Annotated in this window: 17 protein-coding genes; 8 read left to right on the top strand and 9 right to left on the bottom strand. The window is 68.1% G+C overall.

What is annotated here, in order from left to right:
* Window positions 1-21: 21 nt before the first annotated feature.
* From J3R73_RS21300 to J3R73_RS21280, 5 genes are read right to left on the bottom strand one after another with little or no spacing between them, the layout of a single operon-like run.
* Complete coding sequence (locus J3R73_RS21300; protein ID WP_307431569.1) at window positions 22-1641, bottom strand: ABC transporter substrate-binding protein; 1620 nt, start codon at window positions 1639-1641, stop codon at window positions 22-24.
* 29 nt (window positions 1642-1670) lie between these two features.
* Complete coding sequence (locus tag J3R73_RS21295; RefSeq protein WP_307431566.1) at window positions 1671-2591, bottom strand: ABC transporter permease; 921 nt, start codon at window positions 2589-2591, stop codon at window positions 1671-1673.
* A gap of 1 nt (window position 2592) precedes the next feature.
* Window positions 2593-3441, bottom strand: coding sequence for an ABC transporter permease (locus tag J3R73_RS21290; RefSeq protein WP_307431563.1), 849 nt, complete (start codon window positions 3439-3441; stop codon window positions 2593-2595).
* Window positions 3441-4025: an ANTAR domain-containing response regulator gene (locus J3R73_RS21285; protein ID WP_307431561.1), complete on the bottom strand. Its 585-nt coding sequence runs from the start codon at window positions 4023-4025 to the stop codon at window positions 3441-3443. Before J3R73_RS21285 ends, J3R73_RS21290 begins: the two co-directional genes overlap by 1 nt.
* Window positions 4022-5161 (bottom strand): transporter substrate-binding protein, encoded by a 1140-nt coding sequence (locus J3R73_RS21280; RefSeq protein WP_307431558.1) that lies wholly within the window; start codon window positions 5159-5161, stop codon window positions 4022-4024. Before J3R73_RS21280 ends, J3R73_RS21285 begins: the two co-directional genes overlap by 4 nt.
* 315 nt (window positions 5162-5476) lie before the next feature.
* Between J3R73_RS21280 and J3R73_RS21275 the strand changes: the two genes are divergently transcribed.
* A complete protein-coding gene (locus J3R73_RS21275; RefSeq protein ID WP_307431553.1) occupies window positions 5477-6412 on the top strand; it encodes a 3-hydroxyacyl-CoA dehydrogenase NAD-binding domain-containing protein in 936 nt (311 codons plus the stop codon).
* The gene (locus tag J3R73_RS21270) at window positions 6399-7124 is read left to right on the top strand and encodes an aspartate/glutamate racemase family protein (RefSeq protein ID WP_307431550.1); all 726 of its coding nucleotides are present in this window, start codon (window positions 6399-6401) and stop codon (window positions 7122-7124) included. Before J3R73_RS21275 ends, J3R73_RS21270 begins: the two co-directional genes overlap by 14 nt.
* A gap of 34 nt (window positions 7125-7158) precedes the next feature.
* Here the strand turns inward: J3R73_RS21270 and J3R73_RS21265 are convergent, their stop codons facing one another.
* Window positions 7159-7869, bottom strand: coding sequence for a 2OG-Fe(II) oxygenase (locus J3R73_RS21265; protein ID WP_307437577.1), 711 nt, complete (start codon window positions 7867-7869; stop codon window positions 7159-7161).
* A gap of 217 nt (window positions 7870-8086) precedes the next feature.
* Window positions 8087-8560 carry an ester cyclase gene (locus J3R73_RS21260; protein ID WP_307431547.1) on the bottom strand — a complete coding sequence of 158 codons (474 nt, stop codon included), beginning with the start codon at window positions 8558-8560 and terminating at the stop codon, window positions 8087-8089.
* 232 nt (window positions 8561-8792) lie between these two features.
* Here J3R73_RS21260 and J3R73_RS21255 point away from each other — a divergent pair, with 232 nt between their 5' ends.
* From J3R73_RS21255 to J3R73_RS21245, 3 genes are all read left to right on the top strand, one after another.
* Window positions 8793-9614 (top strand): carbon-nitrogen hydrolase family protein, encoded by an 822-nt coding sequence (locus tag J3R73_RS21255; protein ID WP_307431544.1) that lies wholly within the window; start codon window positions 8793-8795, stop codon window positions 9612-9614.
* Between the two features lie 181 nt (window positions 9615-9795).
* On the top strand, window positions 9796-10455 hold the full coding sequence (locus tag J3R73_RS21250) for a peroxiredoxin (RefSeq protein ID WP_307431541.1): 660 nt from the start codon (window positions 9796-9798) through the stop codon (window positions 10453-10455).
* 312 nt (window positions 10456-10767) lie between these two features.
* Entirely contained in the window at window positions 10768-11655 is an 888-nt protein-coding gene (locus tag J3R73_RS21245; RefSeq protein ID WP_307431538.1) for a polysaccharide deacetylase family protein, read from the top strand.
* Window positions 11656-11716: 61 nt separating this feature from the next.
* Here J3R73_RS21245 and J3R73_RS21240 read toward each other — a convergent pair whose 3' ends face one another.
* Both J3R73_RS21240 and J3R73_RS21235 read right to left on the bottom strand, forming a co-directional pair.
* Window positions 11717-13030 carry a type I glutamate--ammonia ligase gene (locus J3R73_RS21240; RefSeq protein ID WP_307431535.1) on the bottom strand — a complete coding sequence of 438 codons (1314 nt, stop codon included), beginning with the start codon at window positions 13028-13030 and terminating at the stop codon, window positions 11717-11719.
* Window positions 13020-13874 (bottom strand): MurR/RpiR family transcriptional regulator, encoded by an 855-nt coding sequence (locus J3R73_RS21235; protein ID WP_307431532.1) that lies wholly within the window; start codon window positions 13872-13874, stop codon window positions 13020-13022. The genes J3R73_RS21240 and J3R73_RS21235 overlap by 11 nt, the downstream gene beginning before the upstream one ends.
* Window positions 13875-14045: 171 nt before the next feature.
* Between J3R73_RS21235 and J3R73_RS21230 the strand changes: the two genes are divergently transcribed.
* The 3 genes from J3R73_RS21230 to J3R73_RS21220 are packed head-to-tail and all read left to right on the top strand — an operon-like array spanning window position 14046 to window position 16800.
* Complete coding sequence (locus J3R73_RS21230) at window positions 14046-14849, top strand: N-formylglutamate amidohydrolase (protein ID WP_307431528.1); 804 nt, start codon at window positions 14046-14048, stop codon at window positions 14847-14849.
* Complete coding sequence (locus J3R73_RS21225; protein ID WP_307431525.1) at window positions 14846-15493, top strand: cysteine hydrolase family protein; 648 nt, start codon at window positions 14846-14848, stop codon at window positions 15491-15493. Before J3R73_RS21230 ends, J3R73_RS21225 begins: the two co-directional genes overlap by 4 nt.
* Window positions 15490-16800, top strand: a complete 1311-nt coding sequence (locus J3R73_RS21220) for a M20 family metallopeptidase (RefSeq protein WP_307431522.1) — start codon at window positions 15490-15492, stop codon at window positions 16798-16800. The genes J3R73_RS21225 and J3R73_RS21220 overlap by 4 nt, the downstream gene beginning before the upstream one ends.
* Window positions 16801-16804 lie beyond the last annotated feature (4 nt).

Genomic DNA, 16804 nt, shown 5'->3' with positions numbered 1-16804 from the left:
TCCAGGGGAGGGTGGTCGCGTTTATGGCTTCACATAGATCGCGTCGTAGTCGATGACGCGGGTCGGGTCGATGTAGACCTCGTCCGGGCCGCCCATGCGCTTCGACTTCGCCACGACGCGGCGCTCGTTGAACACCGGGATCCAGGGCGCGTCCTTGGACTGGATCTCGGTGAAGATCTGCGCCCACACCGCATTGCGCTCGGCCGCCTTGGCGGGAACCGGCATCGCGTCAGCCGCCTGCGCCCGGGGCTCGATGTCCTTGTTGCAGTACCAGGACCAGTTCCAGCCGCCCGCGACCGCGCTGCCGCAGGCCAGGATCGGTCCGTAGAAGTCGGAGGGATCCGGGAAGTCGGCGATCCAGCCGAGGCCGCCCGACCACACCATCGGCGCCTGGCCCTGCGTACCGCCGGCGGCGATCACGTTGGGATTGGCGAGCGCCTTGATCTCGGCCTTGACGCCGACCGCGGCGAGATCCTGCTGGATCGCCTGGGCGATGCGCGGCTGCGGATCGGTGTTGGAGGTATAGAGCTGGGTCGAGAAGCCGTCCGGCAGCCCCGCCTCGGCGAGCAGGGCCTTGGCCTTGGCGACGTCATAGGCATAGCCCTTGTAGTCCTTGTCGTAGCCCGGCATCAGCGGCGGCAGCACCTGGTTGGCGGGCGTGGCGCGCCCGTTGATGATGCGCACGATGCGGTCCTTGTTGATCGCCATGTTGAGGGCCTGGCGCACCTTGGGATTGTCGAGGGGCTTGACCTGCGTGTTCAGCGTCACATAGCTGGTTTCGAGCTGGTCGCGGTCGACGATCATGCCGGCGAAATCGGGCGACTTCTTCATCTCCAGATATTTGGCCGGCGGAATACCGTCGCCGGCGATGTCGACCTCGCCCTTCTGGAGGCGCAGCAGGGCGACGAGCGGCTCCTGGCCGATCTCGATGGTGAAGCCGTCGATATAGGGACGCTCCTTGACGAAATAGTCCGGGTTGCGCTGGAACACCAGGCGCTGGCCCACCGTCCATTCCTTCAGCATGAAGGCGCCCGAGCCGACCGGATGCTTGCCGAAATCGCCGTTCGCCGCCTCGACCGCTTCCTTCGGCACGACTGACGCGAAGTTGAGGGCGAGCACGTTGAGGAAGGTCGCGTCGGGCTGGACGAGGTCGAAGCGCACTGTGTGGTCGTCGACCGCGACGATGCCGTCCATCGCCTGGGCGGTGCCGGCCGTCAGCTTGTCGGCGCCGACGATCGAATGGAAGAAGCCGGCCCCGGGCCCCTGGGTCTTCGGATTGACGGCGCGCTCGATCGAATATTTCACGTCCGCGGCGGTGATCTCGCGCCCGTTGGTGAACTTGACGCCGGGATGCAGCTTGAAGGTGTAGCTCTTGCCGTCCGGCGAGACGGTGTAGGAATCGGCCAGCGACGGGCCGAGCACGGTCGAGCCCGGCTTGTAGTCGACAAGGCGCGAGAACAGGCCGTTGATCATCGACCAGTTCTGCCAGTCATAGCCGATGGCCGGATCGAGGGTCGCGATGTCGTCCTTGAACGTCACGGTGATGGTGCCGCCGCGGTTCGGCGTCTCCGCTTGGGCGGCGGCGGGAGCAAGGGCGAGCACCGTCGCCAACGCCGTATATTTGAGCAAATTCTTCAGCATGCTGTTCTCCTCTGAGATCTCTGGGCCTGCTATTGCGCGCGGATGCGCGGGTCGACGAAGGGGGCGATGAAGTCGGCGACGAGGTTGCCGAGCACGATGGCGAGCGCGGACACCAGCGTCACGCCCATGATGATGGGCACGTCCACCTGCTGGATCGCCTGCCAGGCGAGCTGGCCGATGCCGGGCCAGCCATAGACGGCCTCGACGACGACGACACCGCCCATGAACTGGCCGATATCGATGCCGATCATCGCGATGATCGGCAGGAGGGCGTTCGGCAGGGCATGGCGCAGCACCACCCTTGCGGCGGGGACGCCCTTGGCGCGCGCCGTGCGGACGTAATCCTGGCGCAGCACCTCGATCATCGCCGAGCGCACCATGCGCGCATACCAGCCGGCGCCGAGCACGCCGAGCGTGAGGGCGGGCAGCACGACATGGGCCGGCGTGCCGAAGCCCGACATCGGGAACCAGCCGAGCGTCGCCGCGAAGACATAGAGCAGCAGCAGCGCCACCACGAATTGCGGCGAAGACACGCCGACGAAGGAGAGCATCATCACGACGCGGTCGGTCAGGCCGTCGCGGCGTACCGCGGCGATGATGCCGAAGGTCAGCCCGAGCGCGACCTCGACGAGGATGCCGGCCGCCATCAGCACCAGGGTCGCCGGCAGCCGCGCCAGGATCAGCGGCGCCACCGCCGTCTTCTGCGTGTAGGAGCGGCCGAGGTCGCCATGCAGCAGGCCGTCGAGATAGTGCAGGAACTGCAGGATCAGCGGTTGGTCGAGCCCGAGCTCGTGGCGGATGGCGGCGACCATCGGCGGCGTGGCGCTGCGTCCGGCGATCAGCACCGCCGGGTCCGCCGGTAGGCAATAGAGCAGGACGAAGGTGATGGCGGCGACGCCGAGGAGGATGAAGGCCGCCTGCAGCAGGCGCCGGGCCAGGAACAATGCCATGTCAGCCCCTGCCGCGCTGCGTCGGATCGAGGATGTCGCGCAGCGCATCGCCGATCAGGTTGAAGGAGAGGGCGGTCGCCAGGATCACCGCGCCGGGGATGAACACCAGCCAGGGCGCATCCTGGAAATAGCTCTGGCTCTCATAGATGATGTTGCCCCAGGAGGGTTGCGGCGGCTGGACGCCGATGCCGAGGAAGCTGAGCGTGGCTTCGAGCAGCACTGTGGTGGCGATGCCGAGCGTGCCCCACACGATGGCCGTCGGCATCAGATGCGGCAGGATGTGGAAGAACAGGATGCGGCCGTGCCCGGCCCCGAGCGAGCGCTCGGCGGTGATGAAGTCGCGCTCCGCCAGGCCGCGCGTCTCGGTGTAGACGATGCGCGCCACCTGCACCCAGTTCACCAGCGCGATCACCAGCGCCACGATCCACAGGCTCGGCCTCAGCAGCGCCGCCAGCGCGATCGCCAGCAGCAGCGCCGGAAACGCCATCATCAGGTCGGTGAAGCGCATCAGCATGTTGCCGAACATCCCGCGCGTGTAGCCGGCGACGATGCCGACCAGGAGGCCGATCGCCACCGCCGTGCCGTTGGCGACGAGGCCGATGACGAGCGAGGTGCGCGCCCCGAACAGCAGGCGGGAAAGCAGGTCGCGGCCGAGCGTGTCGGTGCCGAGCAGGTAATGGGCGCTCGGCGGCAGCGGCGCGCCGTCGAGCGACAATCCGTCGAACATCTGGTCGTCGGGCGAGAAGGGCGCGAGCCAGGGCGCCAGCAGCGCGCCGACCACGACCAGCCCGACGATGACGAGCCCGACCATCGCGGCCGGGCGGCGCAGGAGCGCGAGCATCACCCGCATCAGACCGCCTCCGGCACGGGTTCCTGCCCGGCGACGATGCCGGCGGCGATCTGCTCGATCGTCAGCCGCCGCCGCATGGCGGTGCAGCGCAGGAGGCTGTAGGCGGCGCTTTCGTCGACCAGCCGGGCCGCCATGATGGCGTGCACGGCGCCATGGACCAGCGGCCTCAGGCGCATGCGTTCCTCGAGGTCGGCGCAGCGTTTGGCCATGGCCAGACGCTGCGCATGCATGTGGACGGCCATGACGAGGGAGGGGTAGACGGCGGAGGAAGCGACCGGCTTGGCGATCAGCGCGCCGGCGCCATGCTCCATCGCCCAGGCGATGCGCCCTGGCGCCTCGGAGCCGAGCAGCGCGACGAGCGGCATCGGCGCGGCGCCGGCCTGCCAGGGCAGCAGGCCGTCCCAGCCCTGGTCGGCATCCACCAGCACGATGTCGGGATTGATGCGGGCGAGGTCGAGCGGGGCCCATTGCACGGTGACGGCGAGGCCGAGCCGTTCGAGCTGCCGGCCCAGCCGCTCGATGCCGTCGTCCAGGCGGTGCAGCACCGCGGCATGCCAGCCGTTGAAGCTCGGTGTGGTGCTCATCGGACCAGCCTCAGATGCGGAGCGGCGCGGCGGGTCCGGTCGCCGATCAGATAGGGGTCGGCGGCGATCGCCGGCTTCGAGGCGAGGATGTCGAAGCCACCCTCCCGGTTGATGCGCCCGAGATGGAAGGGCAGCGCGGCGTGGTTGGTGCGCGGATCGACGGCGAGGGGGCCGAGCACGGTCTCGGCCGGACCGGCATGCAGCCTGCCGCGGATCGCTGCCGGGTCGTCGCCGCCGGCGGCCAGGATGGTCTCGGCGCAGAGCCGGACGGCGGTGTAGGCGCCGGCGAAGAAGCTGGAGACCCGGCGGTGCGGCCCGAACCGGGCGGCGACCCGGCGCTTGAAGGCGAGGTTGCGAGGCGTGGCGAGACTGTCGAAATAGGAGGCCGTCGCCAATTGGCCGATCGCGGCACCGTCCGCGATCTCGCCGAGTTCGCATTCGGTGAGGTCGCAGCTCACCACGGGGCGGCGCTCCGGAGCGAAGGACGGGTCGCGGTCGGCGAGGCGCCGGATCGCGGCCAGGAAGGCATAGCTCGCCGGGCCGATCAGATTGTTGAGGATGAAGTCCGGCCGGCGCTGCTCGATGTCAGCGATCAGGCGGTCGACATGCGTCTCCTCCAACGGAAGGCATCGCTCGCCGACGACCTCGCCGCCGGCCTGCGCCACCAGTTCGCGCGCCAGCCGGTTCATCTCCCAGCCCCAGACGTAATTCGCGCCGGCGAGATAGACGCGCGAGCCGTGGCGGGGCAGCAAATGGTCGAACAGCGGCAGGAGATGCTGGTTCGGGCAGGCGCCGGTGTAGATCACGCTCTCATTGGCCTCGAAGCCCTCATAGGGGCACATGTACCAGAGCAGCCCGTCATGCTTTTCGATGAGGGGGATGACGTCCTTGCGCGCCAGCGAGGTCACCGTGCCGACGATGTGCCGGCAGCCCTGGTCGCGCAGCATGGCGCGCGCGAGGTCGAGATAGAGCGGCGCCTGGCCTTTCGGGTCGCCGAAGACGGGCTCGATGCCGACATCCGCATGCTCCGCCCGCAGGTCCTCGACGGCGAGCTCGGCGCCGTCGCGGCAGTCCCGCCCCAGGGCCGCATAGGGCCCTTCGGTCGAATAGAGGATACCGATGCGAAACCTGCTCATGGAGCCCAAAACAAAAAGCCCCACGCTATCCCATGGATGTCATGAGATGCCGTGGGGCGAAACTGCCCGATGGCCGCTGAAGGCCGATGTGGCGGAAACTGCCTTCCGCTTAATCATGATTACAAAGCAAGCAGGGCGGCGCTTGTCAACAGGTTTGAGCCGCGGCTTCCATCCGGCCGGGGAAAATTCGGCAGAGAGGCGCCGCCTTGCCGCGGCCGCCGCCTTGGCCCGGCGGTGCGAACGTTGCGAAAACGCTTTCGAAGGCAGCGCCGGGCGTGGCAGGCTGGCGCGAATCCGCAGGCAGGAGGAGCCAACATGGCGCAAGGGCCGGAAACGATCGCGATCATCGGCTGCGGCCTGATCGGGGAGAGCTGGTCGGCCCTCTTCACCGCCCATGGCCACGACGTCGCCGTGTGGGATCCGGCGTCGCCGGCGGCGGAGCCTCTCCTCGAGCGCGTCGAAGGGGCGCGGCGCCAGGTCCGCCGCATCGAGGGGCGGGGCACGGAGCGGGACGGGCGCCTTCTCGTCGCCCGCACGCTGGAGGAGGCGGTGGCCGCCGCCACCTGGATCCAGGAGAACGCCCCCGAATCGGTGCCGCTCAAGCGCGAACTCTATGGCCGGATCGAAGGCGCCGCGCCGCCGGATGCCGTCATCGCCAGCAGCACCTCCTCGCTGACCTGGTCGGAGCTGGCGCGCGACATGCGCCATCCCGGCCGCTTCGTCACCGCCCATCCTTTCAACCCGCCGCACATCATGCCGCTCGTCGAGATCTATGCGCGCGATGCCGCCTTGCGCGAGCGCGCCGCCGGTTTCTACCGGTCGCTCGGGCGCGAGGCGGTCGTCCTCAACCGCGACGCCGTCGGCCATGTCGCCAACCGCCTGGCCTCCGCCCTCTGGCGCGAGGCGGTCAACATCGTCGCCGAGGGCATCGCCGACGTCGCCACCGTCGATGCGGCGCTGGTCAACGGCCCGGGCCTGCGCTGGTCGGCGGTCGGCGCCCACATGGCCTATCATCTCGGCGGCGGCGGCGAGGGCATCGCCCATTACCTCGAACATCTCGGGCCGAGCCAGGAACGGCGCTGGGCGACGCTGGGCTCGCCGAGCCTGACGCCGGAGATCTGCGCCATGCTGGTCGAAGGGGTGGCGGCCGAGGCGGCGGGACGTTCGATCGCCGAACTCGAAGCGGCCCGCGACGAGGCGATCACCCGCATCCTCGCCGCGCGGAAGGAGGCCCGCCATGCCGGCGAGTGACGCCGTCGCGCGCATCGCGATGATCCATGCGCTCGAGGAATCGGTCGCGCCGGCCCGCGAGGCCTTCGCGCAAGGCTGGCCGGAAGCCTTCGCCTATGACCTGCTCGACACCTCGCTGGCCGTCGACCGCGCCGATGCCGGCCGGCTCGACGACGGCATGGTCGCCCGCTTCCACACCCTCGCCGACTATGTTGCCGCGCATGGCGGCAGGGGCGGGCGCACGGCGGGCATCCTCTTCACCTGCTCCGCCTTCGGGCCGGCGATCGACGCCGTCAAGGCCCGCGCCGCGATTCCCGTGCTGAGGCCGAACGAGGCCGCCTTCGAGACCGCCCTCCGCGCCGGCGACCGCATCGGCCTCGTCGTCTCCTTCGAGCCCTCCCGGCTTTCGCTGGAGCAGGAGCTGCATGCCATGGCGGCCGCGCAAGGCCGCGAGGTCACTGTCGTCTCGGCCGTGGCCGCGGGAGCGCTCGAGGCGCTCAAGGCCGGCGACGGCGAGCGGCACGACGCCCTGGTCGCCGAGGCGGCCGCCGGCCTCGGCGAGGTCGATGCCGTCGTCCTCGGCCAGTTCTCGCTCGCCCGCGCCCATGGCCGCACGGCGCTGGCGACGGCGGCCCCCGTCATCACCACGCCCGGCAGCGCCGTCGCGGCCCTCAGGGCGGCGGTACTGGCCCGGCGCGCGCTGCCGGAAGGCCAGGATCCGCACCGGGCGTGAGGCCGCGACGGGACCGGCGCCGGTCGGCCTCGATCTATGTCGCGTCGTGGAAGATGATGCCGACGGTGTGGCGCCTGCCGGAGCGCAGGCGGCTGACGCCATGCCGGAGATTGACGCGATAGTAGCCTTTCGTTCCTTTCACGGGCCGGTCGTGCACCGCGAAGGCCACGGCGTCGCCCTGGCGGAGCGGCACCACCTCGGCCCGGCTCTGCATGCGCGGTCGCTGTTCGGTGAGGACGAACTCGCCGCCGGTGAAGTCCCTGCCGGGCTCGGACAGGAGGATCGCGACCTGCAGGGGAAAAGCGAGGTCTCCGTAAAGGTCCTGGTGCAGGCAGTTGAAGTCGCCCGGACCATATTGCAGCAGCAGCGGCGTCGGCCGGGTCTGGTCCTGCTCGTGACATTGCCCGAGGAAATCGGCGTGCCGGTCGGGGTAGCGCTGCGCCATGCCCATGCGCTCGTTCCAGGCATTGGCGATGGCGGCCAGGGGTGGATAGAGCGCGCTGCGCAGGCCGCCGAGGAGATCGGGAAGGGGATATCTGAAATAGCGATATTCGCCTTTCCCGAAACCGTGCCGCGCCATGTGCACATGGCTGCGGAAATGGGCCTCCTGCGGATAGAGACCGGCGATGGCGCGGCATTCCCCGGGCGAGAGGAGTTTTTCGATCACGGCGCAGCCGAAGCCGTCGAGCTCCTCCGCCAGCCTGTGCCAGTCGAGGCCCGAAACCCGCGCCTCCACGGACGGCATCGCGGCAGCCGGGGCAGCGGTGGGATCGGGCCTCTCCTCGGCAGATGCCGCGTCTCCCGTGATGCGTGTCATATCGATTGCTCCTTCATGGTCGTCACCGTCGAAAGTACAGGCGCATCGCGCGGCGCTCACTCCGGTGCTTGCTTTCGAATGCGATGGCGTTCGCCGGCCTCAGGCCGAAAGGGGAGGCCCGCAGGCGAGCCTCCCCGCGACCGCATCAGCGCGTCGCCTGCTGCGGCTGCGGACAGGCCGCGATGAGGCCGAGTTGGGTGAGCGCCGTGACGCCATCGTCGAGGCCGATTTCCTCGACGATCCGGCCGCCGACGACCTTCAGGACGGTGGTGCCGGTGAAGTGCATCGTCCGGCCGGTCGCGGCGGGCAGCGAGCCGATCAGAAAGTCCGCGAAGGCCGGGCCCGTATGGGTGCCGCCGCCTTCCCACTGGCCGACGACATAGTCGCCTTCGGCGATCAGCGCCGCCGTCCCCCGGAATCCGAGGTCGGGGAACGCCGCGCGGAAATCGGTCATGAAGGCCTTGATGTCGTCACGGCCGCGGCGCGGTTCGTGAAGCGAATATTTCAGCAGCATGTCCGGCGCGGCGACGGCGTCGACGACGGACAGGTTGCAGCTTTCTCCCCAGAACTCGGTGAACCACCGCATGACGACGGCCTTGTTGTCATCCTCTTTGCTCATTCCAGCTTCCTTTCGATTGATCCGGGATGCCGGCATCCGCCGGCGGCCCGAACGGAGGAGTAGGCGCAGCGCAGCCGCGCCAAACTCCGATTCTTGCCTTTCAATCGCAGGGATTGCAGCCCGTCCCGCGGCGAGCGGAGGACCGGACATGCCGCCGGATGATGTTGCCCGCCCGGTTTGGTTCGTGCGAGGGCTCTTCGATGTATGGACCGGATGATTCGCAGGATCGGACATGTCGAAGCTGGTGACCCTTGCTGTGGCCCAGGTGCCCTCCGTCCTCGGTGACGTCGAGGCCAATCTGGAGGCGCTGACCGGCTACATGGCCGACGCCGCGGCGAGAGGGGCGCGGCTCGTCGTCTTCCCGGAATGTTTCCTGTCGGGATATATGTTCGAGGATCGCGAAAGCGCCTGGCGCAGCGCCATTGCCGCGGACGACGCGCCTATGCAGCGGATTGCCGCCGAATGCGCCCGGCTCGACATCGAGATCGTGGTCGGCTTCCTCGAGCGGCGGGGCGGGCGGCTCCACAATTCGGCGGCGCTGCTCGGCCCGCAGGGCATCATCGGCATCCATCGCAAGCAGCATCTGCCCTTCCTCGGCGGCGACCGTTTCGTCGACGAGCCCGAGGAGGCCGGCCTTTCCCTCTTCGACACCCGCGCCGGCCGCCTCGGCATCGCCATCTGCTACGAGATCCGCTTTCCCGAGGTGATGCGCACGCTGGCGCTCGAAGGCGCCGACCTCGTCGCGCTCCCGACGAACTGGCCGGTCCAGTCCGTCCTGCTGGCGGAATATTTCACCCGGGTGCGCGCCGCCGAGAATTTCGTCTACCTGCTGGTCGCCAACCGCGCCGACCGCGAAGGCGGGGCCGAATTCCTCGGGCAGAGCCAGATCGTCGATCCCTCGGGGACGGTGCTTCACAATGCCGGCCGCGACGAAGGGCTGACGGTGGCGAGCGTCGATCTCGATCGCGCCCGCGACAAGTCGATCATCATCGAAGCCGGGCGGTTCGAGCTCCATCCCTGGAAGGACAGGCGGCCGGCGAGCTATCGCCTGTAGATCGCATGCGGCAAGCGCCGCATGACAGGGCGGGGCGGGCCTGGGAGGCGGATCGGGACGGCGGCGTTCCCGCTTTATTTCCTCTAATTCTCTTGAATTTATAGACGGATTGAATCACACATTTCCGCCGCCCTCGATCGCTACGACAGACGGCCTCCAACCCACAGGACAGGAGCACAGGATGAGCCTTCGCATCAACGACGTCGCGCCGGACTTCACCGCCGAGACGACCCAGGGACCGATCCATTTCCATGACTGGATCGGGAGCGGCTATGCCGTTCTGTTCTCCCATCCCAAGGATTTCACCCCCGTCTGCACCACCGAGCTCGGCACCATGGCCGGCCTGGAAGACGAGTTCGCCCGCCGCAACGCCAAGATCATCGGCATCTCGGTCGATCCGGTCGAAAGCCACAACAAGTGGAAGGCCGACATCGCCAAGGCGACCGGCCACGAGGTCCATTATCCGATGATCGGAGACCGCGACCTCAAGGTCGCCAAGCTCTACGACATGCTGCCCGCCGCCGCCGGCGACACCTCGGAAGGCCGCACGCCCGCCGACAACCAGACGGTGCGGTCCGTCTTCGTCGTCGGCCCGGACAAGAAGGTCAAGCTGATCCTGACCTATCCGATGTCGACCGGCCGCAATTTTGCGGAGATCCTGCGCGCCATCGATTCGATCCAGCTCACCGCCAAGCACCAGGTCGCCACGCCGGCCGACTGGAAGCAGGGCGACGACGTGATCATCATGGCTTCCGTGTCCGACGAGGACGCCAAGAAGCGCTTCGGCAGCTACGAGTCCATCCTGCCCTATATCCGCAAGACCAAGCAGCCCTCCGCCTGATCAGGAGCGCGGACATCCCTGTCCGCTCTTTGCTACAGGCGTAGCGTTCCCAGTGCGGACTCGGGCTCGATTGGAGGGTCGATCACCCGATCGACCTCTTCCTTTCCCGCAGGCTGTGCGGTTCCAGAAAGGGCGATCGGTGATCGCCCCTCCATCGTTGCGCCTTTCCCGGCCAACTTGCCGACGCGGCGGGCAGGCGCGCGATGGCGCCGATGCCGAGCGAACCGCCTTCGGGCGGGAGGGCGGATGCCGCGGCCTTGCCTTGGGGCCGTCTTGAGGGTTCAATCCGCTCCCCCGCATACAGGTGCCGCCATGACCGATCCGCTTTCCGTCTGCCTGACTTTCGATCTCGACGCGATGTCTGCCTGGATCGGCTCGATGGGGAGCCGCAATCCCAGCATGATCTCGCGGGGCGAGTTCGCCCTGGTCGCCGTTCCCCGGCTTTTGGAGCTTCTCGCCCGGCACGAGGTCTCCGCGACCTTCTGCGTTCCCGGCCACACCGTCTGCGCGTTTCCCGACCTGATCCGCTCGATCAAGGATGCGGGCCACGAATTCGGCCATCACGGCTGGGTCCACGAAAACCCCGCCAAGTTCGACCGGGACGGCGAGAAGCGCATTCTCGAACTCGGCCTGAAAGCCTTCGAGCGGGTCGGCGTGCGGCCGCTGGGCTACCGCTCGCCGGCCTGGGACTTCAGCGAGAATACCGTCGAACTGCTGGAAGAGTTCGGATTCCTCTATGATTCCAGCTGCATGGGGCATGATTTCTACCCCTATTACCTACGCAAGCGGGACCAGTGGACGCTCGACGACCCCTATGTCTTCGGGCCGACGACCGGTCTCGTCGAACTGCCGGTGACCTGGGGCCTCGACGATTATCCGGCCTTCGAATACGTCCCCGGCGTCAACACGGGCTATTCCAATCCCGCCGACGTCGAGGCGATCTGGTGGGCGGATTTCGACTATGCGCTGAAGAACTGCCCGGGCGGCGTCTACACGCTGACCATGCACCCCGAATTCATCGGCCGCGCCCATCGCCTGGTTATGCTGGACCGGCTGGTCGGCCGCATGAAGGAACAGGCGGGCGTGCGCTTCACGACGCTGGGCGCCTATGCCGGGGCCTGGAAGGCGGCGAACCCGGTGGATGCGTGGAAGGCGAAGAACCCGCTGCGGACCGGGGCGGGCGCCATCGCCAGCCTTTGATCGGGAGCGCGGACTTCCGGTCCGCATCTTCCTGTAAGCGCCGGTGGGCTCCCGGGAGGCTTCAATACACCGCTTCATAGGCCGCGCAGCGGGCGGCCGCGTCCATCGCAGCGACGTGGCGCAATTCGCACAGCTTGTGGTCTCGGTAGATCTCGCAGAAGCGGGCGGGAAACCAGCCGCGGACAATGTCGTTCGCCATCATGCGGGCGAGCGCCTCGTCGAGCCCCTGCGGCAGGCGGGTATAGCCGCGCGCGGCCAGGGCGGCGGCGTCGAGCAGCGACAGGTCTTCCTGCGTCGCGGGCGGAGCCGGCAGGCCTTCCTCGATGCCCTGGGCACCGGCGAAGGCGATCGCCGCCAAAGCGAGGTGCGGGGAGGCGGCGCCGTCGGCGGCGCGGTATTCGATGTTGAACTGGCGGGCGATCGAATCGACGTCCCTCGCCGTGGTCGGGCAGATACGGACGGATGCCTCGCGGTCGCGCACGCCGAGATTGTTGAAGGCGGCGCTCCAGCGGTGCGGCGTCAGCCGCAGATAGGAGATCGCCGATGGCGCCGTGAACGCCACGATGGCGTCGAGATATTTGAGGATGCCGGCGACGAAGGAGGCCGTCTTCGGCGCCATGCCGTGCGTCCCCTGCGGATCATAGGTCGCGGGCCTGCCGTCGGCGCCCTCGAAGCTGAAATGGATGTGGACGCCGTTGCCGACGCCGTCCGGGTGGCGGATCGGCGTGAAGCTCGCAGCCTCGCCGTAGCGCCTGGCCGTGGCATGGATCATCTCGCGCAGGATCACGCTGGCGTCGGCGGCGGCGACGCCGCGGCTCGGGCCGATCGTCACCTCATACTGGTCGGGGCCGAACTCTTTCATGAAGGTGTCCGCCTCGAGCCCGGCGGCGTCGAGGGCGGCCATCAGCGTGCTGCCGAAGGCCGAGCGGTCGCGATAGCCGGCGAGGCTGTAGGAGGGGCGGCTGGCGCCGGCCGGTCCCTTCAGGTGGAATTCGTGCTCGAAGGCGCCGACCAGGCGCAAGCCGCCGACCGCCTTCAGCCGGGCGAGCGCCGATTTTAGGATCGAGCGCGTGCAGCACTCCCAGGGATCCCCCTCCAGCGTGACGATGTCGCCGAGCATGAAGTCCTCCGGCGGCGTCCCGTCCTCGAAGTCGACATGGACATGGGCGGCCGGATCCGGCACCAGGAGGAGGTCGCCCAGGGCGCCATAGGGACTGTCGCCGATGCTGTCGAAGCAGGTGATCTGGACGTTGGTCGGCGTCCAGCCGACGCCGCGGCGCAGCCGTTTCTCCAGCATCGCCGCCGGAAACGACTTGCCGCGCACCTGGCCGGCAATGTCGGAGGTGGCGGCGAAAATCATCTTCTCAGCGATCATCTTGCTTTATCCCCATGCGAAGGCGGACCTCGTCCCAGGCTTCGATGCGCTTGCGGGTCGCATCCCAGTCGAGCTCGGAGACGCGGGCGGTCACCGCGTCCAGCACGGCGAGGGCGCCGACATAGGTGTCCCAGGCGGTGTCGTTCTCGACCGGCAGCGCCAGCACCTCGGTGGCGGAGGTGGCGATCGGCGAGATCCAGCGGTCGGTCACCAGGATGATGCCGACGCCGCGTTCCTGGCTCGCCGTCTTCGCCAGTTCGTCCAGCATGCGCTGGTAGCGGCGGAAATCGACCATCACCAGCAGGTCGCGCGGACGCATGCGCAGCAGATATTCCGGCCACGCCTCCGGATCCGGCGGCAGGTGGAAGACATTGCGGCGGACCTGGCGCAGATGGCGCAGGAAATGCTGGGCGATCGGGTCGCTGATGCGGCCGCCGATAATGTAGATCGAGCGCTTCTCGTCGCCGAGGAGGGCGGATATGCGCTCGAACTGCGCTTCCGTCACCACATCCGTGGCGGCGCGCAGCGTGCCGGCGGTGCGCGCCAGGAAGTGGCGCAGGAAGCCGTCCTCGACCGGGCCGGAGGGCTGGCGGAGATCGACCGGCGAGCGTCGGCCATCCTTGAGCTCGCCGATCAGCCGGCGCTGGAATTCCTGATAGCCGTTGCAGCCGAGCTTCTGCACGAAGCGGGCGATCGACGGCGCCGAGACGTCCGTGCGCCGGGCGAGACTCTGGATCGTATCGAGCCCGGCGAAGGGATAATCGGAAAGCAGCACCGCCGCGAGCTTGCGCTCGGCCGGTGTCAGCGTCTCCGACATGGACTGGATTTCGTCGCGCAGGTCCAAGCTCGATCCCCACAAATGTGAATCAGCTTTGTCACACTGGATTTTTTTCGTCAATTTGTAACATCGGATTGACAATGAAGAATTTTATTCATCATCATGAGGTATGCACATGACGTTTGATGCCCCACCGATCAATCCTGCAAGACCGTCCGCCGGCACTGCGAATGCCGCGTGCATCCCTGGCACGGCAGGTCGGGCGCGATGATCCTGGCGGCCGATCGCATCCTGCTGCAGCCCGGCGATCCCGAGCCGGTCGAACTCGTCAATGCGGACAGCCGCCACCCGCTCGTCATCGTCTGCGAGCATGCCGGGCGCGCCGTCCCGGCCGCTCTCGCCGGGCTCGGCCTGCGGCCGGCGGACATGGACAAGCATGTGGCCTACGACATCGGCGCCGCCAGCGTCGCCCGCAAGCTGGCGGCTGCCTTCGGCGCGCCGCTCGTCATGCAGCGCTACAGCCGGCTCGTCATCGACTGCAACCGCCCGGACGACGCGCGGGACCTCATCCCCGAGGTCAGCGACGGCATCACGGTGCCCGGCAATTGCGGTCTCGGCCCGCAGGATCGGTGCCGGCGCATCGCCGAGATCTTCCTGCCCTATCGCGAGGCGCTGGATCGCATCCTCGACGCCGCGCCCCGCCGCATCGCGATTGCGATCCACAGCTTCACGCCCGTGCTCGCCGGCATTTCCCGGCCGTGGGACATCGGCTTCCTGTTCCGCAAGGACGTCGCCACCTCGCACGCCTTGGCGAGGGCGCTCTCGCGGCGCCGGCCCGACCTGCAGGTCGGCATGAACCAGCCCTATGCCATCGACGACATGTCGGACTGGTTCGTCCCCCAGCACGGCGAGCGCCGGAACCTGCCGCACAGCCTCATCGAGATCCGCAACGACCACCTCCTGACCGAGGAGGGATGCGACCGCTGGGCCGGTCTGCTGGCGGCATGTCTCGGCGAGTTAATCGAGGATCACCTTTCATGACGTTGACGCGCGAAGTCCCGCTCGAGCCGGGCCAGTCGGCCCTGCTCTTCATCGACGTGCAGAACTTCGCGGCCCATCGCAAGGGCGCCGAGTTCGCCGGCCTGTCGGAAGCCGAGTTCGAGAGCCGATATGGCTGGTATTTCCGCGAACTGGAAACCAGGGTGATCCCCAATATGCAGCGCCTCCAGGCCGCCTGCCGCAAGGCCGGGGTGGAGGTGCTCTACACCACGATCGAGAGCCTGACCAAGGACGGGCGCGACCGCAGCCTCGACTACAAGATCACCGGCTTCCACGTGCCGAAGGGTTCGTGGGACGGCCGGGTGCTCGACGAACTCGCCCCGGCCGACGACGAGATCTGGCTGCCGAAGACCTCCTCGTCGGTCTTCGTCTCCACCCATATCGACTATCTCCTGCGCAATCTCGGCGTGCGCCAGCTGGTGATCAGCGGCCTGATCACCGACCAATGCGTCGAAAGCGCCATCCGCGACGCCTGCGACCTCGGTTATCTCGTCACCCAGGTCACCGACGCCTGCGCGACCTATTCGCAGGAGCGCCACGACCACTCCCTGAGGACGATCAGGGGCTATTGCCGGCAGGTCACGACCGACGGCCTCGTCGAGGAATTGAGGGGAACCGCAGCATGAACGATGCGATCAAGGCGGCCTGGGCCGCCATCGATGCCGATCCGGACCATGTCGTCAGCCTGACGTCGGACCTCGTCCGCATACCCTCCGTCAATCCGAAGTTCCAGCAGGACGCCGCACTGAACCGCGAAGCCGCGGTGCAGGATCTCGTCGAGGCGCGCCTGCACGCCGACGGCTTCGGCACCGAGCGCTGGGATGTCTTTCCCGGCCGTCCGAACGTCGTGGCGAACTGGCCGGGCTCGGAGGAGAAGAGCTTCATCCTGTGCGGCCATGTCGACGTGGTGCCGGCGGGCGATGCCAAGGCCTGGAAGCGCGAGCCGTTCAGCGGCGAAGTCGCCGACGGCCGCGTCTGGGGACGCGGAGCGGTCGACATGAAGGGCGGTGTGGCCGCCTGCATCGCCGCGGCCCATGCCGTCCGCAAGGCCGGCATCGAACTCGAAGGCCGCCTGTCGATCCACACCGTGGTCGACGAGGAGGCCGGCGGCTTCGGGGCGATGGACGCCGTGAAGCGCGGCAAGCTCGCCAGGCGGGCGCTGATCGCCGAACCGACCTGGGGCAATGTCGTGCCGGCCGAGGGCGGCCTCACCTGGGTGCGCGTCACCATCTTCGGCAAGGCGGCCCATGCGGGCTGGCGCTTCAATTCGATCTATCCGCAGCCCCATGTCGCCGGCCGCCTGGAGCCGGGCGTCAACGCCATCGAGCTCGCCGCCCGCTTCCTCCATGCCCTCAGGGACTTCGAAGCCTCGCGCGGCCGCGACAACTGGCATCCGCTGCTGCCGCCGGGCCTTGCCACCATCAATCCGGGCGTCATCCGCGGCGGCGCCGGCATGGGCCCCGACGGCACCCCGCTGATCATGACCAATGCCGCCATCATCCCGGACGTCGTCACCCTCGATCTCGACTTCAAATTCATGCCCGACGAGCGCTTCGAGGACGTGAAGGCGGAGTTCGAGACCTTCGTCCACCATTTCGCCGCCGCCGACGCCTGGATGCGCGACAACCCGCCGAAGATCCTGTGGGATCTGTTCGACCTCAACTTCCCGCCGGTGAACACGCCGGTCGACCATCCGCTGGTGCGCTCCCTCGTGCAGCGCGCCGGCGAGGTGCAGGCGAGGGCGCCGGAGGTGAAGGGCTTCGAGGCGGTGACGGATGCCGCCCACTACGCCGGGGCCGGCGTCGTGCCGGTGATCTACGGTCCGAGCGGCGACGGCTTCCACGGCAATGACGAATGCGTCGATATCGCCAGCCTGGTGGAAACGACGAAGGTGATCGCGGCAGCCATCATCGACAATTGCGGCACTCGCTGAAAAA

This window comes from Labrys monachus (assembly GCF_030814655.1).
Classification (GTDB): Bacteria; Pseudomonadota; Alphaproteobacteria; order Rhizobiales; family Labraceae; genus Labrys; species Labrys monacha.
The sequence above is the reverse complement of the archived record's forward strand: the minus strand, read 5'-3'. Positions and strand labels throughout refer to the sequence as shown.

Excerpts from the sequence above, each read along its gene's own strand:
- J3R73_RS21300 (WP_307431569.1), bottom strand. The coding sequence starts at position 1,641 with ATGCTGAAGAATTTGCTCAAATATACGGCGTTGGCGACGGTGCTCGCC.
- J3R73_RS21295 (WP_307431566.1), bottom strand. The coding sequence starts at position 2,591 with ATGGCATTGTTCCTGGCCCGGCGCCTGCTGCAGGCGGCCTTCATCCTC.
- J3R73_RS21290 (WP_307431563.1), bottom strand. The coding sequence starts at position 3,441 with ATGCGGGTGATGCTCGCGCTCCTGCGCCGCCCGGCCGCGATGGTCGGG.
- J3R73_RS21285 (WP_307431561.1), bottom strand. The coding sequence starts at position 4,025 with ATGAGCACCACACCGAGCTTCAACGGCTGGCATGCCGCGGTGCTGCAC.
- J3R73_RS21280 (WP_307431558.1), bottom strand. The coding sequence starts at position 5,161 with ATGAGCAGGTTTCGCATCGGTATCCTCTATTCGACCGAAGGGCCCTAT.
- J3R73_RS21275 (WP_307431553.1), top strand. The coding sequence starts at position 5,477 with ATGGCGCAAGGGCCGGAAACGATCGCGATCATCGGCTGCGGCCTGATC.
- J3R73_RS21270 (WP_307431550.1), top strand. The coding sequence starts at position 6,399 with ATGCCGGCGAGTGACGCCGTCGCGCGCATCGCGATGATCCATGCGCTC.
- J3R73_RS21265 (WP_307437577.1), bottom strand. The coding sequence starts at position 7,869 with ATGCCGTCCGTGGAGGCGCGGGTTTCGGGCCTCGACTGGCACAGGCTG.
- J3R73_RS21260 (WP_307431547.1), bottom strand. The coding sequence starts at position 8,560 with ATGAGCAAAGAGGATGACAACAAGGCCGTCGTCATGCGGTGGTTCACC.
- J3R73_RS21255 (WP_307431544.1), top strand. The coding sequence starts at position 8,793 with ATGTCGAAGCTGGTGACCCTTGCTGTGGCCCAGGTGCCCTCCGTCCTC.
- J3R73_RS21250 (WP_307431541.1), top strand. The coding sequence starts at position 9,796 with ATGAGCCTTCGCATCAACGACGTCGCGCCGGACTTCACCGCCGAGACG.
- J3R73_RS21245 (WP_307431538.1), top strand. The coding sequence starts at position 10,768 with ATGACCGATCCGCTTTCCGTCTGCCTGACTTTCGATCTCGACGCGATG.
- J3R73_RS21240 (WP_307431535.1), bottom strand. The coding sequence starts at position 13,030 with ATGATCGCTGAGAAGATGATTTTCGCCGCCACCTCCGACATTGCCGGC.
- J3R73_RS21225 (WP_307431525.1), top strand. The coding sequence starts at position 14,846 with ATGACGTTGACGCGCGAAGTCCCGCTCGAGCCGGGCCAGTCGGCCCTG.
- J3R73_RS21220 (WP_307431522.1), top strand. The coding sequence starts at position 15,490 with ATGAACGATGCGATCAAGGCGGCCTGGGCCGCCATCGATGCCGATCCG.